The sequence below is a fragment of the Sheuella amnicola genome, from assembly GCF_010499255.1.
GTDB classification, from domain to species: Bacteria; Pseudomonadota; Gammaproteobacteria; order Burkholderiales; family Burkholderiaceae_B; genus Zwartia; species Zwartia amnicola.
In genome coordinates, this window is the sequence record NZ_JAAGRN010000004.1 from 236,843 (window position 1) to 259,569 (window position 22,727).

General features: G+C 54.1%; 22 protein-coding genes. 10 read left to right on the forward strand and 12 right to left on the reverse strand.

The window, feature by feature from the left end:
* Positions 1 to 53: 53 nt before the first annotated feature.
* The 8 genes from G3I67_RS07655 to fdxA form a co-directional block, all read right to left on the reverse strand.
* Positions 54 to 1,265, reverse strand: a complete 1,212-nt coding sequence (locus G3I67_RS07655; RefSeq protein ID WP_163653739.1) for an ABC transporter substrate-binding protein — start codon at positions 1,263 to 1,265, stop codon at positions 54 to 56.
* 51 nt (positions 1,266 to 1,316) lie between these two features.
* A complete protein-coding gene (locus G3I67_RS07660; RefSeq protein ID WP_163653742.1) occupies positions 1,317 to 2,027 on the reverse strand; it encodes an ABC transporter ATP-binding protein in 711 nt (236 codons plus the stop codon).
* On the reverse strand, positions 2,024 to 2,797 hold the full coding sequence (locus tag G3I67_RS07665; protein ID WP_163653743.1) for an ABC transporter ATP-binding protein: 774 nt from the start codon (positions 2,795 to 2,797) through the stop codon (positions 2,024 to 2,026). The genes G3I67_RS07660 and G3I67_RS07665 overlap by 4 nt, the downstream gene beginning before the upstream one ends.
* Positions 2,798 to 2,912: 115 nt before the next feature.
* Entirely contained in the window at positions 2,913 to 3,551 is a 639-nt protein-coding gene (nth, locus tag G3I67_RS07670; protein ID WP_163653745.1) for an endonuclease III, read from the reverse strand.
* A gap of 15 nt (positions 3,552 to 3,566) precedes the next feature.
* On the reverse strand, positions 3,567 to 4,142 hold the full coding sequence (locus G3I67_RS07675; protein WP_163653750.1) for an RnfABCDGE type electron transport complex subunit B: 576 nt from the start codon (positions 4,140 to 4,142) through the stop codon (positions 3,567 to 3,569).
* Between the two features lie 12 nt (positions 4,143 to 4,154).
* Positions 4,155 to 5,381: a polyhydroxyalkanoate depolymerase gene (locus G3I67_RS07680; RefSeq protein ID WP_163653752.1), complete on the reverse strand. Its 1,227-nt coding sequence runs from the start codon at positions 5,379 to 5,381 to the stop codon at positions 4,155 to 4,157.
* A gap of 196 nt (positions 5,382 to 5,577) precedes the next feature.
* Positions 5,578 to 6,420, reverse strand: a complete 843-nt coding sequence (locus tag G3I67_RS07685) for a ferredoxin--NADP reductase (protein ID WP_163653755.1) — start codon at positions 6,418 to 6,420, stop codon at positions 5,578 to 5,580.
* 18 nt (positions 6,421 to 6,438) lie between these two features.
* Positions 6,439 to 6,762 (reverse strand): ferredoxin FdxA, encoded by a 324-nt coding sequence (gene fdxA, locus G3I67_RS07690; protein WP_163653758.1) that lies wholly within the window; start codon positions 6,760 to 6,762, stop codon positions 6,439 to 6,441.
* 133 nt (positions 6,763 to 6,895) lie between these two features.
* Here fdxA and pncB point away from each other — a divergent pair, with 133 nt between their 5' ends.
* The 6 genes from pncB to accD all read left to right on the forward strand — a co-directional run bounded on the left by pncB (position 6,896) and on the right by accD (position 13,750).
* Positions 6,896 to 8,071: a nicotinate phosphoribosyltransferase gene (gene pncB, locus G3I67_RS07695; RefSeq protein ID WP_163653761.1), complete on the forward strand. Its 1,176-nt coding sequence runs from the start codon at positions 6,896 to 6,898 to the stop codon at positions 8,069 to 8,071.
* Between the two features lie 27 nt (positions 8,072 to 8,098).
* On the forward strand, positions 8,099 to 8,449 hold the full coding sequence (locus tag G3I67_RS07700; protein WP_163653764.1) for a RidA family protein: 351 nt from the start codon (positions 8,099 to 8,101) through the stop codon (positions 8,447 to 8,449).
* Entirely contained in the window at positions 8,449 to 10,671 is a 2,223-nt protein-coding gene (locus G3I67_RS07705) for a RelA/SpoT family protein (protein WP_163653767.1), read from the forward strand. The genes G3I67_RS07700 and G3I67_RS07705 overlap by 1 nt, the downstream gene beginning before the upstream one ends.
* Positions 10,672 to 10,769: 98 nt before the next feature.
* Entirely contained in the window at positions 10,770 to 11,969 is a 1,200-nt protein-coding gene (gene trpB / locus G3I67_RS07710; RefSeq protein ID WP_163653770.1) for a tryptophan synthase subunit beta, read from the forward strand.
* A gap of 15 nt (positions 11,970 to 11,984) precedes the next feature.
* Positions 11,985 to 12,872: a tryptophan synthase subunit alpha gene (gene trpA, locus G3I67_RS07715; protein WP_163653774.1), complete on the forward strand. Its 888-nt coding sequence runs from the start codon at positions 11,985 to 11,987 to the stop codon at positions 12,870 to 12,872.
* Positions 12,869 to 13,750 carry an acetyl-CoA carboxylase, carboxyltransferase subunit beta gene (gene accD, locus G3I67_RS07720; RefSeq protein ID WP_163653776.1) on the forward strand — a complete coding sequence of 294 codons (882 nt, stop codon included), beginning with the start codon at positions 12,869 to 12,871 and terminating at the stop codon, positions 13,748 to 13,750. Before trpA ends, accD begins: the two co-directional genes overlap by 4 nt.
* A gap of 76 nt (positions 13,751 to 13,826) precedes the next feature.
* Here the strand turns inward: accD and G3I67_RS07725 are convergent, their stop codons facing one another.
* Positions 13,827 to 16,733, reverse strand: a complete 2,907-nt coding sequence (locus G3I67_RS07725) for an Rne/Rng family ribonuclease (RefSeq protein WP_163653779.1) — start codon at positions 16,731 to 16,733, stop codon at positions 13,827 to 13,829.
* A gap of 564 nt (positions 16,734 to 17,297) precedes the next feature.
* Here G3I67_RS07725 and G3I67_RS07730 point away from each other — a divergent pair.
* From G3I67_RS07730 to msrQ, 4 genes are all read left to right on the forward strand, one after another.
* A complete protein-coding gene (locus G3I67_RS07730; RefSeq protein WP_203583576.1) occupies positions 17,298 to 18,278 on the forward strand; it encodes an RluA family pseudouridine synthase in 981 nt (326 codons plus the stop codon).
* The gene (locus tag G3I67_RS07735; RefSeq protein ID WP_163653782.1) at positions 18,275 to 18,937 is read left to right on the forward strand and encodes an HAD-IIIA family hydrolase; all 663 of its coding nucleotides are present in this window, start codon (positions 18,275 to 18,277) and stop codon (positions 18,935 to 18,937) included. Before G3I67_RS07730 ends, G3I67_RS07735 begins: the two co-directional genes overlap by 4 nt.
* A gap of 74 nt (positions 18,938 to 19,011) precedes the next feature.
* A complete protein-coding gene (gene msrP / locus G3I67_RS07740; protein WP_163653785.1) occupies positions 19,012 to 19,977 on the forward strand; it encodes a protein-methionine-sulfoxide reductase catalytic subunit MsrP in 966 nt (321 codons plus the stop codon).
* A gap of 23 nt (positions 19,978 to 20,000) precedes the next feature.
* Positions 20,001 to 20,633 carry a protein-methionine-sulfoxide reductase heme-binding subunit MsrQ gene (gene msrQ / locus G3I67_RS07745; protein ID WP_163653788.1) on the forward strand — a complete coding sequence of 211 codons (633 nt, stop codon included), beginning with the start codon at positions 20,001 to 20,003 and terminating at the stop codon, positions 20,631 to 20,633.
* Here the strand turns inward: msrQ and G3I67_RS07750 are convergent.
* From G3I67_RS07750 to G3I67_RS07760, 3 genes are read right to left on the reverse strand one after another with little or no spacing between them, the layout of a single operon-like run.
* Positions 20,579 to 21,397 carry an N-acetylmuramoyl-L-alanine amidase gene (locus G3I67_RS07750; RefSeq protein ID WP_375539305.1) on the reverse strand — a complete coding sequence of 273 codons (819 nt, stop codon included), beginning with the start codon at positions 21,395 to 21,397 and terminating at the stop codon, positions 20,579 to 20,581. The genes msrQ and G3I67_RS07750 overlap by 55 nt on opposite strands.
* Complete coding sequence (locus tag G3I67_RS07755; protein ID WP_163653791.1) at positions 21,394 to 22,119, reverse strand: SAM-dependent methyltransferase; 726 nt, start codon at positions 22,117 to 22,119, stop codon at positions 21,394 to 21,396. Before G3I67_RS07755 ends, G3I67_RS07750 begins: the two co-directional genes overlap by 4 nt.
* Positions 22,116 to 22,724: a Maf family nucleotide pyrophosphatase gene (locus G3I67_RS07760; RefSeq protein ID WP_163653794.1), complete on the reverse strand. Its 609-nt coding sequence runs from the start codon at positions 22,722 to 22,724 to the stop codon at positions 22,116 to 22,118. Before G3I67_RS07760 ends, G3I67_RS07755 begins: the two co-directional genes overlap by 4 nt.
* Positions 22,725 to 22,727 lie beyond the last annotated feature (3 nt).

Genomic DNA, 22,727 nt, shown 5'->3' on the forward strand with positions numbered 1-22,727 from the left:
ACAGTCGGAGGCGGGCATCGGCCGATGGATTCGGTCAAGCCCGCCTCAGGGTTTTATTTCTTGATGAAAGGACATGTCGATTCGGCCAGGCTACCGTAGACCTGATCGCCGGGCAGAGTGGCGATGATCTTGTAGTAGTCCCATGGGCCTTTGGACTCGGCAGGTGTTTTGACTTGCATCAGGAACATGTCATGAATCATGCGGCCGTCCTGGCGCACATAGCCGTCCTTGGCGAAGAAGTCATTGATCTTGTTCGACTTCATCCACTTCATGACGGTGTCGCCGTCATCGGTGCCTGTAGCCTTGACCGCATTCAGGTAAAAAGTGACCGATGAATAATCGGCAGCTTGGATCATCGAAGGCTTGCGACCGATTTTTGCCTCGAATTTCTTCGACCATTCGCGGCTGGCTTCGGACTGGTCCCAGTACCAGCCATCAGTCAGATACATGCCTTGCGTTGCTTTCAAGCCAAGTGAATGAATGTCGTTAATGAAAATCAGCAAACCGGCCAGTTTCATGGTCGAGGTGACGCCGAATTCATTTGCGGCTTTGATCGAGTTGATCGTATCGCCACCGGCATTAGCCAGGCCGAGAATCTTGGCGCCGGATGCTTGAGCTTGTAGCAGATAGGACGAGAAATCGGAGGTTGAAAGCGGTGCGCGAACCTGACCTTTGATTTCACCGCCGGCGGATTTCACCACCGCAGCCGTATCACGCTCCAGTGCATGACCAAATGCATAGTCGGCAGTGAGGAAGAACCAGGACTTGCCGCCGTCTTTTACAACAGCGCCACCGGTGCCGCGAGCCAGCGCAACCGTGTCATATGCGTAGTGCACGGTGTAAGGCGTGCAACCTTTGCCGGTCATGTCGGATGTTGCCGAACCGATCGAGATGAATGGCTTTTTCTTGTCGCCCGCGACTGCCGCCATCGCCAGGTTGGTTGCGGAGTTTGTGCCGCCAATCAGCATGTCGAGTTTTTGTTGATCAAACCATTCGCGCGCCTTGGCCGAAGCGATATCGGCTTTGTTCTGGTGGTCGGCAAACAGGAATTCGATTTTCTTGCCGTTGACTTGACCGCCAAAATCGGCGATGGCCATCTTGATGGTTTCCACGCCTGCCGGGCCGTCGATGTCGGCATAGACGCCTGACATGTCGGAGATGATGCCGATGCGAACCACATCATCGGAGATGTTTGCCGCGGCGTTTGCGCCAAAGCCGGCGAGTATCAGTGTTGCGAGCGTGTGTAGCTTGGTGCGTGATTTCATTTGAAGCTCCTGTTGATACAGCGTGTGTTGTCGTTAATAGGGTGGGCGTGTTTAGACACCCAGCAACTCGTTTAAAGTGTCCTGTTTGCTTGCAAGTTCCGAAGCGTTGAAGTGTTCGACGATTTCGCCATGCTCCATGACATAAAACCGGTCGGCAAGCGGAGCGGCGAAACGAAAGTTTTGCTCGACCATCACGATTGTGTATCCCTTGGCCTTGAGTGTTTTGATCATGCGTGCCAGCGTTTGAACGATCACCGGAGCAAGCCCTTCCGAGATTTCGTCAAGCAAAAGCAGATTGGCGCCGGTACGCAGAATCCTGGCCACGGCCAGCATTTGCTGCTCACCGCCCGACAAGCGCGTTCCGGGAGAGTGCCGACGCTCAAGCAGGTTTGGAAACATTTCGTAAATTTCCTGCAAAGACATTCCGCTGCCGACCGGACCGACGGGTGGCGGCAGCAGCAGGTTTTCTTCGCAAGACAGCGTGGCGAAAATGCCTCGCTCTTCCGGGCAGTAGCCGATGCCGAGATGCGCAACTTTGAATGTGGGCATGTCGATCGATTCGGTACCGTGGATTTTGATCGAACCCTTGCGCGAACCGGTCAAACCCAGAATCGCTCGCATGGTCGTTGTGCGACCGGCTCCGTTGCGTCCCAGGATCGTGACGACCTCACCTTTGTTAACGGTTAGGTCAACGCCATGCAGAATGTGGGATTCACCGTACCAGGCATGTAGCCCCGATATCTCAAGTGCTGGCGTACTCATGCATGCGCTCCTTGCAGTTCACCCTCGGTTGTTCCCATGTAGGCTTCCATAACAGATGGGTCACGCGATACATGGGCGTAATCACCTTCGGCCAGAACGGCGCCTCGGGCGAGCACGGTGATGGTGTCCGCAATCGAAGAGACCACGTTCATATTGTGCTCGACCATCAGAATGGTTCTACCCTTGCTGACGCGCTTGATCAGTTGCGTGACGCGATCCACGTCTTCATGTCCCATGCCTTGGGTAGGCTCGTCAAGCAACATCAATTCTGGTTCCATGGCGAGAGTCGTGGCGATTTCGAGCGCACGCTTTCTGCCGTAGGGCAGACTTCCGGTGATTTCATGCGCAAAGCTGCCCAGATCGACTTCCTCGAGCAGAGCCAGGGCGCGCTCGTTGAGCTGGTTCAGGCAAGACTCGCTCTTCCAGAAATGAAAAGACAACCCGGTTTGTCGCTGCAGACCGATGCGAACATTTTCCAAAACAGTCAGATGGGGGAAAACCGCGGAAATCTGGAAGGAACGGATAATGCCGCGCCTTGCGATTTGTGCCGGCTTGTCTCCGGTGATATCGATGCCGTTAAAAGAAATCTTGCCGCGTGTGGGTGACAGAAATTTTGTCAGCAAATTGAAGCAAGTGGTTTTACCGGCCCCGTTCGGTCCGATCAGTGCATGGATATGGCCACGCTCTACGCTTAGCGAGACGTTGTTGACTGCCACAAAGCCGCGAAACTCTTTGGTCAGGCCGCTCGTTTCAAGAATGATGTCTTTCATCCGGAATCTTATCGGGTTAAGTGTTTTTTAAATCGATGCCGGATTATGTTCGGTTGCAGCAATTTTCTCAATCGGGGTTTGTCATAGGTATTTTTAGGTGTTTTTGTAAAAATTGTTACCTAGGCTTTGTTTTGCTGCGGTATTCACACAGGTCGGCAATGCCGCACTGGGGGCATTTGGGCGACCGCGCAACGCAAATGTAGCGGCCGTGCAAAATGAGCCAATGGTGGGCATCTTGTCGAAATTCGTCAGCTACGAATTTTTCGAGTTTCTTTTCCACAGCGATGACGTCTTTTCCCGGTGCAATGCCTGTCCGGTTCGACACTCTGAAGATGTGCGTGTCGACAGCGATTGTTGGTTGCCCGAACGCCGTGTTGAGAACGACATTGGCGGTTTTTCTTCCCACTCCGGGCAAGGCTTCGAGCGCTTCCCGGTTTTGAGGCACCTGGCTATTGTGCTGTTCAATCAGAATTTTGCAGGTGGCAATCGTGTTTTTGGCCTTGGTTTTGTAAAGACCGATTGTTTTGATGAAATCCTCCAGGCCAGCTTGACCGAGTGAATAAATCGCCTCCGGTGTTGGGTAGGCTGGAAACAATCGTCGGGTAGCAATGTTCACCGACTTGTCGGTTGCTTGCGCCGACAGCAATACTGCGATCAGTAACTGAAATTCGTTTTGATATTCGAGCTCGGTTGTCGGATGGGGGTTGGCGGCACGAAAGCGAGTGAAAATTTCGCGACGTTTATCGGCGTTCATGATCGGCAAGCCACGTTATTGTTGACGTCTTGCGCGCGCGCGAAGAAGGGCTTGTGCGATGGCTGCCTGCTTATCGACAAGCGCAACGGGCTGCGGTTCTTCCTCTTTTTCTGGTGCGCTGAGCCTGCGCTGGCGTTTTTCATATCGTTCGCGTGCAAGCATGGCATCATCCGTTGTCCATTGCCTAGCGGGTTCAACGGCCACCATCGTGATGCAATCAACCGGGCATGGAGCAACACATAAATCGCATCCCGTGCAGTCCGACTGCAAAACGGTGTGCATGAACTTGTTCGCACCAAGAATCGCGTCGACTGGACATGCTTGAATGCAGAGGGTGCATCCGATGCAATGCTGCTCATCGATCACAGCGACTTGCAAAGGAATGTGTCGACCACAGGATTCGTCCAGCGCAATAACGGGGAGCTCAAGTAGGCGGGCGAGCGCAGCGATACCGGCATCTCCGCCGGGCGGACATCTGTTGATGTCCGCTTGTTTGTCGGCGAGAGCTTGCGCGTAAGGTTTACAACCGGCGTAACCGCATTTTGTGCACTGGGTTTGAGGCAGTAAGGCGTTAATTCGATCAACTAGCATGCAACAATCAAATTAAGCCTGTCGAACAAACTCGGCGATTTGCGGGCAGATAGTGGTGCGCCAGCGACGACCAGAGAAAATACCGTAATGACCGCACTCTGGCGCCGTGTAATGCTTTTTGCGCTTGGCCGGGATGCCCTTGCATAAATCATGCGCGGCGCGCGTCTGACCTTCGCCTGAAATATCATCCAGTTCGCCTTCAATCGTAAAAAGCGCAACCGACTTGATATCGGCAGGTTTGACTAGTTTGCCATCGACTTCCCAGGTGCCGTTCGGTAGAGCGAATTCCTGAAAAACCATTCGGATCGTATCGAGGTAGAAGTCGGCCGACATATCCAGGACTGCGTTGTATTCGTTGTAGAAACGACGATGCGCCTCTGCGTCTTCGTCATCTCCTCGCAACAGGTCAAGATAGAAGTCGTAGTGCGCTTTCACATGGCGATCCGGATTCATCGAGATAAAGCCGGCATGCTGCAAAAAGCCCGGATATACGCGTCGTCCAGCGCCGGGATAATTGGCTGGAACGGTGTGAATCAGTTTTTCTTCGAACCAGTCGAAAGGCTTGGTTGTGGCCAGACGATTGACTTGAGTAGGTGAGCGACGTGGGTCGATGGGGCCTCCCATCATCACCATGCTGCGCGGCAGGCAAGGATCTTTTTCGCTTGCCATCAAAGAGATTGCGGCCAGCACCGGAACGGTAGGCTGACACACCGACATGACGTGTAGATCAGGTCCGAGGAAACGGACGAACTCCTGCACATAACGGACGTAATCGTTCAGGTGGAATGAACCGTTGACGGCCGGAACCATACGGGCATCAATCCAGTCGGTTACATAAACCTCATGATTAGGCAAAAGCGCACGTACGGTGTCTCGCAACAAGGTTGCATGATGTCCCGACATTGGGGCGACCACCAAAATTTTCGGATCGGCGCGACGGATTTTTTCTGCAACGTCGCGCTTGAAGTAAACCAGATTACAGAATGGCAGTTGATGAACGGTTTCTTCATTCACCGCAACCGATCTTCCGTTGATTTCGGTGAAGGGGAGTTGCCATTCAGGCTTTTCGTATTTCTTTCCCAGGCGATGCACAAGCTCGTAGCCTGCGGCGAGTTGTCTGGCCATTGGCGTGTAGGCCAATGGGCTCGCAGGATGTGAGAATAATTTAGAACCAACATCTGTGAATGCGGCGAGGGGCGACATCATGGCCCGATGCATTTCATGCAGTTGATAAAGCATGTAAGCGTTCCCTACGAGATAAGAGAATTAAAGCCGGATAACAAATTGTCGTTAAAATTGCTGTGCTGCAACAAAAATAAAATGTAGCACATAGCTGTTAATCCTACCAAGAGATTGATCACAACAGGTAGATATTTGTGTTAGGGCAGACCCTATATATGGTATTAAATTATTTTTAACTTCTTGGTTGTTATTTTTACCAGTAGTTTTCGACAGCCAGATTCCCGGGGATACCGCGTCGTCCGGCCGCAAAGTTTCTCAGGCTCAAGAGCTTGCGCATATCAGTCACCATGGCCGGATTGCCGCAAAGCATGATGCGTGAGGATGCAGGATCCAGCGCGCAGCCCGCACGTCGTTCAAGTTCGCCCGACTCGAGCAAGTCTGTCAGCCTGGCAGGCGCAAGCGTCGTGCGGGGCAAACTGGGCGACCACGCCGGATCAATATTCTCGCGCGAGGCCATTGGCAGATAAATCAGCTGTCCGCCCCCAGAGTCTTTACGGCTTTGCTGCAAAGCAAGTAACTCGTCCCGATATGCCAGTTCGTTTGAGTGCCGAACGCCGTGAACCAGGATGACGCGTGAAAAACGCTGCCAAGTCACGGGATCGCGCAACATGGGGATATAGGCGGACAGACCGGTGCCGGTCGAGACAAGCCAGAGATCCCGGCCATCCACAAAGCGTTCCAAGGTCAGAAAGCCAAAGCTTGTCTTGTCGACCCAGATCGTATCGCCTTCGCGCAATCGTGAAAGTTCGGGGCTGAATTTGCCTTCCGGTACGGCAACGGCAAAGAATTCGAGCTCGGATTCGCCGGGATGCGAAACCATGGAATAGGCGCGCCATTCGTTTGGTTCGCGATTGGCTGCATCGATGGCCGGCTGGTCTACAGCGAGTCCAAGCCTGGCGAATTGGCCTGGGATAAAGCGGAAAGCGGGATCACGCGTGATGCGCAGCGAAAAAAGCTTGTTCGACTGCCAGGTGATGCGCGAAGTGACCCGTTGACGAGTGTATTTCGGATCTGCTGGTGTTGCTGCGTCGGTCATGGATGTCAAACGTTCGGATCAGCGCTCGAGTAAAGCCAGTTTGCCCTCTTTGCCGTTCCAGTCGTCGGCATCCTCCGGTGGTTTTTTGGACCGGCTAATGCTTGAAAAAACGGGGGTGAGCTCTGCATTCAGGGCAATGAATTTCATCTGATCCTGAGGCACATCCTCTTCGGCGAAAATCGCGTTGGCAGGACACTCGGGGATGCAAACCGCGCAGTCGATGCATTCATCCGGATCGATGACGAGGAAGTTGGGACCCTCGCGGAAACAATCCACCGGACAGACGTCAACGCAGTCTGTAAATTTGCATTTGATACAGTTTTCAGTAACGACGTGAGTCATGTCTTTAACCTGTCAGCTAGGAAATATCGATGTAAGTTCGCTCATTTTAACCAAAGAGCGGTTTTATCGTTGTGGATGTCCCTGATATGAGTGGTGGCTGTGCTATGGTTTGGAAAAACCATCAAAAATCATCATGATCATTAAATCGCTGCTCGATACAGATCTGTACAAGTTCACGATGATGCAGGTTGTTTTGCATCATTTTCCGGCCGCGCAGGTTGAATATCGCTACCGCTGCCGTACGCCAGGCGTCAATTTGCGTCCTTATCTGGATGAGATCCGCCAGGAAATCCATTCGCTGTGCCAACTGCGCTTCAATGATGCGGAACTCGCCTATTTGGGGAGCTTACGATTCATCAAAAGTGATTTCATCGATTTTTTGGGCCTTTTCCATCTGCCTGAAAAATGCATTCATGTTGAGCAAGGCGATCTAGACGGGGAAATCGCGATTACAGTGATCGGCCCTTGGCTGCATACGATTTTGTTTGAAATTCCTGTCTTGGCGATTGTTAACGAGGTGTATTTCAGGAACGTTTGTCCCGAACCCGCTTGGGAAGAGGGGCGCAAGAGACTCGAGAACAAGATGAATCTGGTGCTCGAGGCATCGGATTTGAGTGATTTTCGGGTGGCCGAATACGGTACACGCAGAAGGTTTTCACACGCCTGGCATAACGAAGTGGTCGCCACCATGAAGTCCAAAATGGGTGAGCATTTTGTCGGCACAAGTAACGTATTGTTCGCTATGCAACATGGCGTGCTGCCTTTGGGCACGATGGCCCATGAGTATTTACAAGCATGTCAGGCGCTAGGTCCTCGATTGCGGGATTCGCAAGTGTTCGCCTTGGAAACATGGGCGAAGGAATATCGCGGCGATCTTGGAATCGCCTTGTCCGATGTTTATGGCGTATCGGCTTTCCTGCGTGATTTCGACATGTATTTTTGTAAACTTTTCGATGGCGCCCGACATGACTCGGGCGATCCTTTCGATTGGGGCGAGCGGATGATTGCCCACTATGAAGCCAATCGCGTGGATCCACGAACCAAAACGCTGATTTTTTCCGATGCGCTAACATTTCCCAAAGCGATTGAGCTGGCACGCCGTTTTTCCGGCCGGTGCAAAGTCTCTTTTGGGATCGGCACCAACCTGACCAACGATTTGGGACACAGTCCGCTGCAGATCGTCATGAAAATGGTTCGCTGTAATGGTCAGCCTGTCGCAAAGGTTTCGGACGCACCTGAAAAAACCATGTGCGACGATAAAGCTTACCTGGCGTATTTGCGCCAGGTATTTGAATTGCCCCCTGCCTAATTGATTTATCTGGATGAAGGAGTTTTTATGAGCAGTATTGCCCGTACCAATGTCGGCAAGCGACTTTCCGACATGGCTGTTTACAACGGTGTGGCCTATCTGGCCGGTCAGGTTGCCGAGGATCCTTCCCAGGATATTACCGGGCAGACGACCCAGATTTTGAATACGATCGACCAGTTGCTGGCATCTGTCGGATCGGACAAGACCCGTTTGCTGATGGTCCAGATTTTTGTTGCCAACATGAAGGAGTTCGATGGCATGAACAAGGCCTGGGATGCTTGGGTTCCTGCTGGTAGCGCCCCTCCTCGCGCGACGATCGAAGCCCGTCTGGCTAGTGCCGACTACAAAGTTGAAATCGTGGCGACAGCAGCTGTCTAATGGATGATTCACTGATCGTCGGACTTGGTGCTGACGATCAGGCGTTACTACAAAAAGTGCTTGACTGGGCGCAGCCCCAATTTGCGGACCGGCAAGCAACGACCGGCGAACGACTGATCGATCATGCCCTGGGCACAGCTCGCGTGCTTGCGGAAATGCATGCGGATGTCGCGACGCGTGCGGCCGCCTTGCTTATTGCACTTCCTGAGGCGTTGCCGACCAAGCAGATGGATCCTGTTACGCAGCAATTCGGGACTGAGATCGGAAAGCTCGTGACTGGCACGCGTGCGTTGCTCAGGCTCGGTACGATTGCCGGCGGTGCCAGTCAGGTTGCGACCGACTCGGCCGGCCAGAAAGAAAAGTTGCGCAAAATGCTGCTGGCCATGGCCGCTGATTTGCGCATCGTTCTCATCAGATTGGCATCTCGCTTGCAGACGTTGCGTTGGCACGCTTCTTCCAAGACAGCTTGCGACCCGGCCATGGCGCGCGAAACGCTTGATTTATATACCCCCTTGGCGAATCGACTGGGAATTTGGCAGGTCAAGTGGGAAATGGAGGACTTGGCGTTTCGTTTCACCGATCCTGTTCGCTACAAGGAGATTGCCGGTCTTTTGGAAGAGAAGCGTGTCGAGCGTGAAAAGTTCATCGCGCGAACAGTCGGCCAATTGACTGAAGCGTTGCAAAAAATGGGCATCGCTGCGGATGTTTCCGGTCGACCCAAGCACATATACAGCATCTATAACAAGATGCGTCACAAGCAATTGGCCTTCAGTCAGTTATTCGATCTGCGGGCGTTGCGTTTGATCGTTCCCGATGAGCGGGCTTGCTATGCTGCGTTGAGTCTGGTGCATGAGTTATGGACACCGGTGCCGGACGAGTTTGACGACTACATCTCGCGCCCCAAGCCAAACGGCTATCGCTCCTTGCACACCGTGGTCGCCGATGAAGCAGGACGACCTTTCGAGGTTCAGATCCGCACGACTGCAATGCATGAGTTTGCCGAGTACGGAATGGCTGCGCACTGGCGTTACAAGGAAGCCGGTGCGCGATCTAATCAGATGCATGCTTCGATGACTCAGGCATCCGAGCAGTACGACAGGCAATTGGCCTGGATGCGCCAGTTGCTTGCTTGGAACACTGATGCAGGTAAACAGTCGGATTCCCGGTCCAGTCCGTCACAGGACTCCTCGCAGCGAATGGTCAAGCCGTCCGCCGAATCAACCGAAGACCGTATCTATGTGTTGTCTCCCCAGGCGAGAGTCATCGAATTGCCGCAAGGTGCGACTCCAATCGATTTCGCCTACCACTTGCACACTGATCTTGGACATCGCTGCCGCGGCGCAAGAATCGATGGACAGATGGTTCCGCTGCAGACTCAGTTACAAACCGGCCAAACGGTGGAAATTGTCACGACCAAGTCCGGTGGCCCATCGCGTGACTGGTTGAATCCGCATCTTGGATTTTTGGCCAGTCCGCGCGCACGTGCCAAGGTTCGCGCCTGGTTTAATGCCATCGAGCTCCAGCAGCGCATTACCCAGGGTCAGGCATTGGTCGAAAAAGAATTGCAACGGCTTGGCAAGACTGCGATCAATCTGGAACAGTTAGCTCAGCAGCTCGGCTTTGCCCAGGCCGAAGATTTGTATGTCGCCGCAGCCAAAGAAGAATTCAGCCTGCGCCAGATTGACGCCGTGTTCCAGCCGGTCGAGCCTGAACAGGAGATTCGCCCGGAGTCACTTGTCACGCATGCTCCCAGGTCGGGACAATCCGCCAAGCAAGGCAAGGACGGCGTGCTGGTGGTTGGGGTGGGTTCTTTGATGACCCAGTTGGCGCGTTGCTGTCGTCCGGCGCCACCCGATGTCATTTCCGGGTTCGTGACCAGAGGGCGGGGCGTATCGATCCATCGCTCGGATTGCTCGAGCTATTTGGCTTTGGCCGCGAGACAGCCCGAGCGAGTGATAGAAGTTGCTTGGGGGAATCAGGTTTCAACCGCGGTGTATGCAGTGGACCTGAGCGTGCGCGCGCAAGATCGTTCCGGATTGTTGCGCGACTTGTCCGAGGTGTTTGCGCGTCTGCGCTTGAATGTGATCGCAGTTAATACCCAGAGCAAGGCATCCCTTGCCCACATGGTTTTCACCGTGGAAGTCCACGATGGCGCGGAACTGACCCGTGCCTTGTCCGCCTTATCGGATGTGGCGGGCGTGCTGAGTGCGCAAAGACGGTAGCATTTGATTCTTTCCAGTGGTTATTTTGCCTGTTTTTCAATGAGTAGACTGCTAAAATCGTCCTCTTGACGTTTTTTGCGTATTTAGGAGATTTCTTCTTGAAACCCTATGACTTTCCCGATGCCAAAGGGCATTTTGGTCCTTACGGTGGCATATTCGCAGCCGAAACCCTCATGCAGGCGATCGAAGAGTTACGCCTTGCATATGAAAAGTATCGCAATGATCCCGAGTTTCTGGCCGAGTTGCATTACGAGTCGAAACACTTTGTGGGACGACCTACGCCTGTTTATCATGCTCGCCGCATGTCCGAACAACTGGGCGGGGCGCAAATCTGGTTCAAGCGCGAAGACCTGAATCACACCGGCGCTCACAAAATAAACAACAGCCTGGGTCAGGCGTTGCTGGCCCGCCGCATGGGTAAAAAACGCATCATCGCCGAAACGGGAGCGGGGCAGCATGGTGTTGCAACGGCCACCGTCTGCGCGCGTTATGGCATGGAATGCGTGGTTTACATGGGAAGCGAAGACGTCAAGCGGCAGTCGCCCAACGTATTTCGCATGAAGCTGCTGGGCGCTACCGTTGTTCCGGTCGAATCCGGCTCGAAAACGCTCAAGGACGCGTTGAATGAAGCCATGCGCGATTGGGTGACGAATGTGGATGACACTTTTTATATCATTGGTACAGTTGCCGGTCCGCATCCGTACCCGATGATGGTTCGAAATTTTCAGTCCGTGATCGGCACCGAAGCGATTGAACAAATGCCCAAGTATGCGGGCAGACAGCCTGACTACGTATTGGCATCCGTTGGTGGCGGTTCGAATGCCATGGGAATTTTCCATCCGTATATTGCACATGAAAATGTCAAGCTCATTGGCGTCGAGGCTGCCGGTGAAGGTGTTCAGTCCGGTAAACACTGCTGTTCGCTCACACAAGGCAGCGTCGGCGTGTTGCATGGCAATCGAACTTACGTCCTGCAGGACGAAAACGGTCAGGTTATCGAAACGCACTCTATTTCGGCCGGACTGGATTATCCCGGCGTCGGCCCTGAACATGCCTGGTTGCAGGACAGCGGTCGCGCTTCATATGTCGGCATTACTGATGACGAAGCCCTGGCCGCTTTTCATCAATGCTGCCGCATCGAGGGCATCATTCCCGCACTCGAATCATCTCACGCCCTGGCGTATGCCTCGAAGTTGGCGCCAACACTTTCCAAGGATCAGATCATCCTGGTGAACTTGTCTGGTCGTGGCGACAAGGATATCAATACCGTCGCGACGCGCGCCGGTCTGGTGCTTTAAAGGTTTTCATCCCCCATGTCTGAACAACAAGATCGTATCTCCGCCGCTTTCGCCAGAGCGGCGGTTCAAAATCGCGCCGCGCTTATTCCATACATCGCCGCCGGCAATCCTTTGCCCGAATCCACAGTGCCGCTCATGCATGCATTGGTCCAGGCGGGCGCAGATGTAATCGAACTCGGCATTCCCTTTTCCGATCCCATGGCCGATGGCCCGGTCATTCAGCAGGCCGCCGAGCACGCGATTGCCCAGGGCATCGGGTTGCGGCATGTTCTGGACATGGTGGCCGAGTTTCGACAGAAAGACACTGTGACGCCTATCGTATTGATGGGTTACGCCAATCCGATCGAACACATGGGTCAGGCCGCATTTGCCGAGAAGGCATCAAAATCCGGTGTGGATGGGTTACTCACGGTTGATTACCCACCTGAGGAAGTCGATGATTTCGTTCGATTGCTCGAGCAGCATCGAATCGCGCCGATCTTTCTGCTCGCGCCGACTTCGACCGAGGAGCGCATCCGGGCGGTCGGCAAGGCGGCTCGAGGTTATGTGTATTACGTATCCCTCAATGGCGTCACCGGGGCAGGGCATTTGGACACGACGGATGTTGCGAACCGCTTGAAGCGAATTCGCCAGCATGTGTCGTTGCCCGTTGGTGTCGGTTTCGGCATCAGCGATGCCGAGAGTGCATCCAGCATCAGTCTTGTCGCCGACGCAGTGGTGATCGGCAGCAAACTTATCAAGACGATGACGCAAGCCTGGACAGGATTGCCGGCCGCGCAACAATCCCAGGCTGCCATCACGGCCGGAGCCGAATGGTTGAAAGGGATATCACAAGCACTTGAAGTCGCGCGACCTGCCGGGCATCAAGTGACTGCATCATCAAATTCGGGAGATACCAAATGAGCTGGCTAGGAAAACTTCTTCCCCCGAGAATCAACAAAACTCAGCCAACCGAGGTCGCAACCAAGCGCGTCCCGGAAGGTTTATGGGTTAAATGTCCATCTTGTGAGTCTGTTCTCTACAACGAAGACCTGGCGGCTAACCTGCATGTGTGTCCCAAATGCGATCACCATATGCGCATTGGTGCCCGTGCCCGAATCGAGTCGCTACTCGACTTGGAAGGACGGGTCGAAATAGGCGCAAACACTCGTTCAATGGATCCGTTGAAGTTCAAGGATTCGCGTAAATATCCTGATCGTCTGCAAGAAGCTGTGAGTCAGACCGGTGAGGCTGATGCACTCGTCGTTGTCAGTGGAGCTATTCGAGGCGTTCCTTGCGTATTGTCCTGCTTTGAATTCGAATTCATGGGCGGATCGATGGGCTCGGTTGTCGGCGAGCGTTTTGTTAGAGGGGTGCAAGCTGCAATCGATCAGCGCGTACCTTTCATCTGCGTGGCCGCATCGGGTGGAGCAAGAATGCAAGAAAGCCTGTTTTCACTGATGCAGATGGCAAAAACCAATGCAATGCTGACCCGACTTGCTGAAATCAAGATGCCCTTCATCAGTATCCTGACTGATCCTACGATGGGAGGCGTATCGGCCAGTTTTGCTTTTATGGGGGATGTCGTAATCGGTGAACCCAAGGCTTTGATCGGCTTTGCCGGCCCCCGCGTCATCGAGCAGACCGTTCGTGAAAAGCTTCCGGAAGGTTTCCAGCGATCCGAATTTTTACAACAGAAAGGGGCGATCGACATGGTGCTCGATCGTCGCCAATTACGCGAAGAGCTGGCTCGCTTAATGGCTATCATGACCAACCAACCGATGGATGTCGTGTCTGCATAAACGCTCAAACACGACAAACAAGAGCACCAAACAAAAAGCCCGTCATTGACGGGCTTTTTGCTTCATCAAAACAGAATCAGATCTGCTTGATCGTCTCGACCTGAATCAGCGGCTCATTGGAGACGGGAACGACCGGTTTGGGTGCGCGACCCAGTTTCACCGAAATCACTTTTTGATTGGCAAGTGCTTCGGCCACGCGAACCGGATCGCTTTCGACCCATTGAAGTCCAGCTGACTGAACAATTGCGTGCAATGCTGTCGTATCGAGAGGCGCTTTCGCTGTCGCAACGGGGGCAACAGGAGCCGTCACTGCAGGCACAACCGCACTGGTAGTAGCAACAGCAACTATAGTTGCGGGTTCGGCCACGGTTGCTGCAGGTGTGGTCTGAACGGAGACAACCGGCGTAGGCGCAACGACTACAGCGGGAGCGATCGCAACAGGCGTGACTGGAGCAGGTTCGTTCGAGGCGGGAGCAGTGACAACCGGAGCTTCAGTTGCAACAGGTGCAGTCACCGCTACCGGTGCAGCCGTTGTCACAGGCGCGGCATATGCAGCAGGTGCTACAGGTGCTACAGGTGCTACAGGTGCTACAGGTGCTACAGGTGCAGCCGTTTCAATGGGCGCGAATTGTGCATGGCTAATCGGTTCTAAGTTGTCCTGTTGCTGATCCTGAGCATCTGATGTCGAGCCATCTTCGGACCCGCGACGACCGCGGCGACTGCGGCGACGACGACGCTTACGCTCGGGATCGCCCTGATCTTCCTCTTCCGGATGGCCGGATTGATCTGGACCGTTGAGTAGCGTTGTTGGCTCTTCCGTCACTGATTCAGGACGTGAAACTGCCGGGCGACGCTCCTGACGCTCCTGGCGCTCCGGTGTGGCTTGCGCAGCTGATTCGCTTGCCTGGACCTGGGTGCCTTCATTCAGTTCGACCTTGTTTTCAATGCCATCATCGCGACGATTGCGCCCGCGTCCGCGACGGTTGCGACCACGCTGATTGTTGTCATCGCCCTGTTGATCGTTGGCAAGATCAGTGCGATTCTGCGCTTGACGCTCTTCGTCTTTAGACGTGCGAGTGTTGCGACGATTGTCCTGGTCTACGTTGCTCTCTGCGTAACCATTGCGATTGTCGCTTCGGTTGTCGCCACGATTGTCATTGCGGCGGTTGCGGCCCTGGCCTCGCCCTGTGTGACGATTGCGATCACCTTGGCTGTGACGATTGCGATCGCGACCTTCGGGTTTCATGGGTTCTTCTTCCTTGACCTCAGGGCTTGCTCCGCCGCCAAGCCAGCCTAGCAGACGCTTGAACAAACCGGGTTTGGATGCTTGTTGAGTGTCATCGCCGTTTTTGGCGGCAGGTGTGGAGGAAACGGGCGCAGGCTGGGCCGGAGTAATGCTCTTGACCAATGCTTCGGGTTTAGCCTTCACTTCCTGCTCTTTGGGCGCCCAGCTCATATCGGTCGAGGGTGCATCCACGAGTTCGAAGCTAGTTTTCAAATCCTCAAGGCGAGGGTCGTCGTGGCGCAGGCGCTCGATGTGATGATGCGGTGTCTCGAGGTGGCGGTTCGGGATCAGGATCAGATTGACCTTCAGGCGAGTTTCGATCTTCGTGATGTCCGAACGTTTTTCGTTCAGCAGGAAGGTGGCGACATCAACCGGCACCTGCGCGTGAACCGCTGCCGTGTTCTCTTTCATGGCCTCTTCCTGCAGCAAGCGCAGAACCTGAAGCGCACTGGATTCGGCATCGCGAATGACGCCGGTTCCATTACAGCGAGGGCAGGTAATATGCGAGCCTTCGTTCAATGCCGGGCGCAGTCGCTGACGCGAAAGTTCCATCAGGCCAAAGCGGGAAATCTTGCCCATCTGAACACGAGCGCGATCGAAGTGCAACGCGTCGCGCAGGCGATTTTCCACCGCGCGCTGATTTTTAGCGTCTTCCATGTCGATGAAGTCGATCACGATCAGACCACCCAGATCGCGCAGTCGCAATTGGCGAGCCACTTCATCGGCGGCTTCCTGGTTGGTGCGAAGCGCTGTTTCTTCGATGTCTGCACCGCGAGTTGCGCGGGCGGAGTTCACATCGACTGCAACTAAGGCTTCGGTGTGATCGATCACAACCGAGCCGCCCGAGGGCAGTTCAACCGTACGTGAATAAGCGGTTTCAATCTGATGTTCGATCTGGAATCGGGAAAACAGCGGCACATCGTCGCGATAGCGTTTGACCCTCGACACGTTGTCCGGCATGACCACGCTCATGAACGCGGTGGCTTGATCGGCGATATCGTCGGTATCAATCAGGATTTCGCCTATTTCAGGCGAGAAATAATCACGGATGGCCCGAATGACGAGACTGGATTCGAGATAAATGAGGATTGGGGCGGAATTATCCTTGGCTGCGCCATCGATGGCGGTCCAGAGTTGCATCAGATAAGACAGGTCCCATTGCAGTTCTTCGACCGTTCGACCGATACCTGCGGTGCGGGCGATAATGCTCATCCCTTGGGGGATGTTGAGCTGATCCATCGTTTCGCGCAATTCCTGACGGTCTTCGCCTTCGACGCGGCGCGACACGCCGCCGCCGCGAGGGTTGTTCGGCATCAGTACCAGATACCGGCCGGCCAGTGAAACGAATGTGGTCAGGGCTGCGCCCTTATTGCCGCGCTCTTCTTTCTCAACCTGTACGATCAGTTCCTGGCCTTCGCGCAGTGCGTCCTGAATTCGGGCGCTGCGAACATCCACGCCTTCCTTGAAGTAAGTGCGGGCGATTTCCTTGAAAGGCAGAAAGCCGTGACGCTCCTCGCCGTAGTTGACGAAACAGGCTTCAAGGCCTGGTTCAATACGGGTGATGACGCCCTTATAAATATTGCCTTTGCGCTGTTCGCGTCCGGCGGTTTCGATATCCAGATCGATCAGTTTCTGACCGTCCACGATTGCCACGCGCAGTTCTTCCTGGTGCGTGGCGTTAAACAACATACGCTTCATGAGATGGTTCTCCGTTTGATGGCACGCCGAAAGATCGGCGCGCAGCCTTGGGTGAGCTGGCTGCGAAAACGGAAACGAACAAGAGGGCGTCGCACGCATCGCGCGCGGCGGAAGGTCTTAGGCCGGCACAGCGCGCATAAGCACGCGGGGTTCATTCAGCAGGAAGGACAAAGTCAGAGTCACAGTTGTGGTTGACAGAAAAAAATGCTGATTAAGAACATCAGGCGAATCTTATTCAAGCGCCTGGTGCAGGAATTAACGACTTTTTCTTGCTTTTGTTTCAGTATCGCCGCGGTTTGCCCGGACACATTTCAAGCGCGGGCGAAATGTAAAAGCCGCATGAATCATCGCGAAAAGGCGCGGTTCAAGAGCTAGGTACATCGCAACAACGCGCTCGTAGAGCGTTCCGGTCCAACCAGCGACCAGTCAACCGGTAGGGGAGGAGAGCAAGCGGGTACAATACGAGTCCGCGATCCAGACGGAGACGCGACAACAAATGCATCTCGACGCCGGAGGGCTATCCGATCCCTTACAGGCTTCGCGGATTATAAGCCGCTTTTGGCCATGCGCAAAGAATCCTCAATTTCCAGACCATTATCGACCCCATCTCCTACCCCGGTGCAATCTCCCGCGGTCCGGATGATCGAGGTCACCGAAGAGCAAGACGGACAACGCCTGGATAATTTCCTGATGCGTGTCTGCAAGGGCGTGCCCAAAAGCCATATTTATAAAGCTGTACGGGGCGGCGAGGTTCGGGTGAACAAAGGGCGCGTCTCTCCGGACGATAGGCTGAGCACAGGGGATATTGTCCGAGTCCCGCCGATGAGATTGCCGGATCCGGGAGCAAAAAGGGCGGTTCCCCCCGGCGAATTCCCCATCGTTTACGAGGACGAAGGGCTTCTGGTCATTGATAAGCCTGCCGGTGTGGCGGTGCATGGCGGTAGCGGAGTATCTTTCGGGGTGATCGAGGCGTTGCGTGCCTCCCGGCCGCAGGCTCGGTTTCTGGAGCTAGCGCATCGGCTAGATCGTGAGACTTCAGGGTTACTTTTGATTGCAAAGAAACGCAATGTTTTACTTAGTCTACATGAAATGTTCAGAAAATCTGAGGGGCGCAAGCATTATTTTGCCCTGATCGAGGGTGACTGGGTCAATGACCGCCAGCATATCCGCTTTGGATTGACAAAGTGGACGACCCAGACGGGAGAGCGTCGCGTCAAAGTCGATGAGGCAGGTCAGGCAGCCCATACGATCATTTCCCTGGTCAAACGTTTCAAGGGGTATAGCCTGGTCGATGCCGAACTTAGAACAGGTAGAACGCATCAGATTCGTGTACATTTAGCCGCCAGTGGTTTCCCTATTGTGGGAGACGATAAGTATGGCCGTGACCAGACCAGGGCGGCTTTTGCCCGGAAAGGCTTCTCGAGAATGTTTTTGCACGCACATCGCCTAGAAATGCTTCATCCACTGACAAAAGAACCTATGGTGCTCGAGGCGGCCTTGCCCAAAGCCTGCAAGAAACTACTAGACGAGTTGGACGCGCAATGAAGCCTTATTCCGTGGTGATCTTCGACTGGGACGGCACGCTAATGGATTCGACCCATAGCATCGTGACCGCCATTCAAGGAGCATGCCGGGATCTTGAGTTGCGGGTGCCGACTCCTGCCGAAGCCAGCTGGGTAATCGGTTTGTCGCTTGAGCCTGCTTTGCGACGTGCCGTGCCGGACCTTACCAAGTCGATGGAGCCTCTCTTTCTGGAGCGCTATCGCTATCATTACCTTGCGCGCGACACCAAATTGAAGCTGTTTGACGGCGTGCCCGAAATGCTGGATGAGCTGAGGGCCGCCGGTGCAACGCTTGCAGTGGCAACAGGCAAAAGTCGGGTCGGTTTGAATCGGGCTTTGTCTTCGACCGAGCTGCACAACAGGTTCGCCGCCACGCGCTGCGCCGATGAAACTTTCGGTAAACCTCATCCCGCAATGTTGCATGAGTTAATGGATGAGCTGATGGTTGATCCACAAGAGGTTGTGATGGTTGGCGATACGTCGCACGATCTGAACATGGCATCGAACGCCGGCGTTCATGGATTAGGTGTCACTTACGGCGCCCATCCCGAGGAAGAGTTGCGCAATTGCACCAATCACGGCATTGTTGGCGATATCCCCTCTTTGCGGGCATGGTTAATGGACCGAATCAAGCCGGTCTGAGCGTTAAATACGAGATCAATTTTTTCCGTTGGTCTCAACGTCTGCACTAAGATTGTCGCGTCAAGGGGTTGTTTATGTCGTCATATCGATATCCTCGCATTCGTTCATCTGAAATTACACCCGAAGAAGTTTGGAAAAGTCGTCGTCAGTGGATGATTGCCGCCGGGGCGGCAACACTGGGGGCGGCAACCCAAGCTTGGCCTGTTGCCGCTCGGGCCAGCACTGCGGCAACTGCAGCCTTGCAGGCGCGTCCTTCCGCACAATATATGTTGATGGAAGCAAAAACATCCGAGAAGGATGCAACTTCCTACAATAATTTTTACGAATTCGGGATGGATAAAGATGATCCGAAACGTTATGCGGACAAGTTACGCACTTCACCCTGGACATTGACGATTGAGGGCGAAGTTGTTTCGCCAATGACTTTCGATTTGGATGGCTTGCGCAAACTGGCGCCTCTTGAAGAGCGTATTTACAGGCTGCGTTGCGTCGAGGGTTGGTCCATGGTTATTCCATGGATTGGATATTCATTATCGGCGTTGCTCAAACAGGTGCAGCCGACCGGTAATGCGAAATACGTCGAGTTCATTTCAGCCATGCAACCCGAAAACATGCCGGGATTGCGCGGCTCTTCCATCGACTGGCCTTATACGGAGGGGCTACGACTGGATGAAGCCATGCATCCTTTAACGTTGCTGACGTTAGGTATGTATGGAAAAGTTCTGCCAAACCAAAATGGTGCGCCCGTCCGACTGACTGTTCCCTGGAAGTATGGTTTCAAGTCCGCTAAATCGATCGTCAAGATTCGTTTCGTCGAAAAGCAGCCGGTAAGTAGCTGGATGAAGTCCATACCAAGTGAATATGGTTTTTACTCCAACGTGAACCCCGAGGTTTCGCACCCTCGGTGGAGTCAGGCAACAGAGCGTCGTATTGGTGAAGACAGCCTGTTCGCACCCAAACGAAAGACTTTAATGTTTAACGGTTACGGGCAAGAGGTCGCCTCGCTTTATCAAGGCATGGATTTGCGCAAGAATTTTTAAGGGCAGCCTGTTTACGCTTCATCATGAAATCCGTATCGCCGCAATTCATCGATCGAGCCAAGCCGGTGTTGTTTTTGCTTGGGGTGTTCCCCTTGTTCCGATGGATTTGGCTGGGCTTTGAACAGCAATTGACCGCGAACCCGATCGAGTTTCTGACTCGATCTTCCGGGACCTGGACTTTAGTTTGCCTGTTGGTCACGCTTTCGATCTCTCCTTTGAGGCAATGGTTGTCACAGCCATTGCTATTGCGGTGGCGTCGCATGTGCGGGTTGTTTACGCTTTTTTACGGCACACTGCATATGCTGACCTGGGCATGGTGGGATCAGGGTTTTGATTTCGTTGCGATGTTCTCGGATATCTTGAAGCGCCCCTTTATTCTGGTTGGCGCGTTGGCGTTTTTGGGATTGACGTTGCTTGGATTGACATCAACCAAAGGTTGGATGCGCAGGCTGGGTCGCCATTGGCAAACATTGCACCGCCTGGTCTACCTGATCACGCTGCTGGCGATTTTGCATTATTACTGGCACAAGTCCGGCAAAAGCGATTATTCGACTGTGTTGATTTACGCGGCGGTGGCCTCTTTTCTGCTTTTGTGGCGGATTTATCGCAGGCTGGTTCCTGTCGTTGGCAATGCCAGCAAGCGTCCCGCTGTTTGAGCGTCAGGCTTGCCGGTGACGGCGTCAGGTCGATAATGCATTTGAAATGCAGCGATGACATGACGGGTGTTCGCGTCCATGATCCCTGTTTCCGTAATCTGGTATCCAACGCGCTTTAGCTGACCTTGCCACCATTTTGCATCCGGCAGGCCTTTCTTGTTGAAGTCCGCTTCGTATTTTGTCGCCGCGGATTCGTCGTACCAACGTCCCAGACCCGCTTGCGCCAATTGCTTCCATGGAAACGACGGGCCCGGATCCTGTTTGCGCAACGGAGCCACATCACTATGTCCGACAATATTCTCGGGCCTGATGTCATGGCGCTTGGCAATCTCTTTGGTCAGAGCGATGACCGCATTGATTTGATTCGCGGGGTAGGGGGCGCCCATATTGCCGCTATTGTTTCGTTCCCAGCCCGGATGGACAATCTCGATCCCGATCGAGCGCTGGTTAAGATAGGTACGTCCGTACCAGCTGCTTTCACCTGCGTGCCAAGCGTTACGGGTTTCATCGACAAGCCGATAGACTACCGGCGGATTGTCATCCGTCACCAGATAGTGGGCGCTGACATCACGATTGGTCAGCACCATCAGTGCGGTTGGCTTGGACGAGGCGGTGTAGTGGAGCACGATCATTTCGACTCGGCTGTTTTGGCCGGTCGACTTCATCGAGTCATTCAGCTCGTAGGGACCGCGCGAAGCGCAACCGGCCAGGATCGCGAGTATTAAAAAGAATGCAAATCGTCTCAGTTGAATCAAAATCATCATTGGGCCAAAAACAGGAATAGTGTCGGGTGCTTGTCGAGCGCAGGGGGCGGTTGGGTTTTCCATTGTGCAACCGTGAGCGTGCGGATCCATTCTTCGGATGTCGTGATCGATCGGGCAACACACAGCCTGGTATTGCCTTTCAAATTGCCGAGCAGGCCCGCGAACATGGCGTTGTTGCGATATGGTGTTTCGATCAGCAGTTGCGTTTGCTTGTTTTTTGCCGAGTTGTTTTCCCATAGTTTGAGTTGTTTTGCCCGCTCGGTGGCATCAACGGGCGCATAGCCATGAAACGCAAAGCGTTGTCCGTCCAGGCCGCTTGCCATCAGGCCAAGCAAGATGGATGAAGGTCCAACCCACGGCTTGACGTTCATGCCCCAATTGTGGGCAATCGTGACCGCGCGCGATCCGGGGTCGGCAACGGCGGGACACCCCGCTTCGGAGACCAGGCCGATATCCTGGCCTGATTTAAGGGGGCGTAGCCATTCTTCGAGTGTCGTGTTCTCTACGCGCGGGCCAAGCTCATGGATGGTGATTTCCTGAAGCGGGCGCGCCAATTGCATCAGTTTGAGAAACGCGCGCGCTGTTTTTGCATTTTCGGCGATGTAAACCGACAATCCGCCGGCGACGGACTGGACTGCCGAGGGCAACCAATCGTTGATCGGCGCATCTCCTAGTCCGACGGGAATCAGGTGAAGGGTGGCTTTTGGCTGGGGTGAAGTCATGGTGTTGTCACTTTCGCGTGCAAAAGGGGGTCCAGGCCGCATTGCGTCAGCATCCCGGTCAGTGCGATCAAAGGCAAGCCGATGATCGAGGTGGGGTCGTCGCTTTGCATGCTTTGCATCAGTGCGATCCCAAGGCTTTCCGCCTTTGCGCTGCCTGCCGTGTCAAGTGGCTGGTCGATTTGTATGTAGCGTTCGATGGCTTGCTCGGACAAATTTCTAAAAATGCATACTGTGGGCACATTGATGCTTTGTATTTTTGCACCCTGAACAACAGCCATCGCGCTGTGAAATACGACGCGCTGTCCTGAAAGGTTTCTGAGTTGTTCTCGCGCAGCCTGAATGGTGCCGGGCTTGCCCAATGGTTTATCCATGAGCGAAGCAGCCTGATCCGCCCCGATGACGATGCGCCCGGGATGTCGAGCTGCGACGGTGCGGGCTTTCAGAATCGCCAGGCGGATGGCCAGATTTTCGGGCGTTTCTCCCGGATTGGGGGATTCATCCACGTCGGGGGAGTCCGAAATGAAAGGGATTCTGAGCCTTTCAAGTAGTTCCCGACGGTAAGGCGAACTGGAGGCAAGGACAAGTTCAATAACGTCCGATGACATGAT

What these genes read in the sequence shown, in the direction of transcription:
- msrP (WP_163653785.1), top strand. Translation starts at nt 19,012, where the DNA reads ATGTCGTCATATCGATATCCTCGCATTCGTTCATCTGAAATTACACCC.
- G3I67_RS07725 (WP_163653779.1), bottom strand. Translation starts at nt 16,733, where the DNA reads ATGAAGCGTATGTTGTTTAACGCCACGCACCAGGAAGAACTGCGCGTG.
- G3I67_RS07755 (WP_163653791.1), bottom strand. Translation starts at nt 22,119, where the DNA reads ATGACTTCACCCCAGCCAAAAGCCACCCTTCACCTGATTCCCGTCGGA.
- msrQ (WP_163653788.1), top strand. Translation starts at nt 20,001, where the DNA reads ATGAAATCCGTATCGCCGCAATTCATCGATCGAGCCAAGCCGGTGTTG.
- G3I67_RS07700 (WP_163653764.1), top strand. Translation starts at nt 8,099, where the DNA reads ATGAGCAGTATTGCCCGTACCAATGTCGGCAAGCGACTTTCCGACATG.
- trpA (WP_163653774.1), top strand. Translation starts at nt 11,985, where the DNA reads ATGTCTGAACAACAAGATCGTATCTCCGCCGCTTTCGCCAGAGCGGCG.
- G3I67_RS07750 (WP_375539305.1), bottom strand. Translation starts at nt 21,397, where the DNA reads ATGATGATTTTGATTCAACTGAGACGATTTGCATTCTTTTTAATACTC.
- G3I67_RS07665 (WP_163653743.1), bottom strand. Translation starts at nt 2,797, where the DNA reads ATGAAAGACATCATTCTTGAAACGAGCGGCCTGACCAAAGAGTTTCGC.
- G3I67_RS07705 (WP_163653767.1), top strand. Translation starts at nt 8,449, where the DNA reads ATGGATGATTCACTGATCGTCGGACTTGGTGCTGACGATCAGGCGTTA.
- pncB (WP_163653761.1), top strand. Translation starts at nt 6,896, where the DNA reads ATGATCATTAAATCGCTGCTCGATACAGATCTGTACAAGTTCACGATG.
- G3I67_RS07675 (WP_163653750.1), bottom strand. Translation starts at nt 4,142, where the DNA reads ATGCTAGTTGATCGAATTAACGCCTTACTGCCTCAAACCCAGTGCACA.
- G3I67_RS07760 (WP_163653794.1), bottom strand. Translation starts at nt 22,724, where the DNA reads ATGTCATCGGACGTTATTGAACTTGTCCTTGCCTCCAGTTCGCCTTAC.
- G3I67_RS07685 (WP_163653755.1), bottom strand. Translation starts at nt 6,420, where the DNA reads ATGACCGACGCAGCAACACCAGCAGATCCGAAATACACTCGTCAACGG.
- G3I67_RS07655 (WP_163653739.1), bottom strand. Translation starts at nt 1,265, where the DNA reads ATGAAATCACGCACCAAGCTACACACGCTCGCAACACTGATACTCGCC.
- G3I67_RS07680 (WP_163653752.1), bottom strand. Translation starts at nt 5,381, where the DNA reads ATGCTTTATCAACTGCATGAAATGCATCGGGCCATGATGTCGCCCCTC.
- fdxA (WP_163653758.1), bottom strand. Translation starts at nt 6,762, where the DNA reads ATGACTCACGTCGTTACTGAAAACTGTATCAAATGCAAATTTACAGAC.
- accD (WP_163653776.1), top strand. Translation starts at nt 12,869, where the DNA reads ATGAGCTGGCTAGGAAAACTTCTTCCCCCGAGAATCAACAAAACTCAG.
- G3I67_RS07735 (WP_163653782.1), top strand. Translation starts at nt 18,275, where the DNA reads ATGAAGCCTTATTCCGTGGTGATCTTCGACTGGGACGGCACGCTAATG.
- nth (WP_163653745.1), bottom strand. Translation starts at nt 3,551, where the DNA reads ATGAACGCCGATAAACGTCGCGAAATTTTCACTCGCTTTCGTGCCGCC.
- G3I67_RS07660 (WP_163653742.1), bottom strand. Translation starts at nt 2,027, where the DNA reads ATGAGTACGCCAGCACTTGAGATATCGGGGCTACATGCCTGGTACGGT.
- G3I67_RS07730 (WP_203583576.1), top strand. Translation starts at nt 17,298, where the DNA reads ATGCGCAAAGAATCCTCAATTTCCAGACCATTATCGACCCCATCTCCT.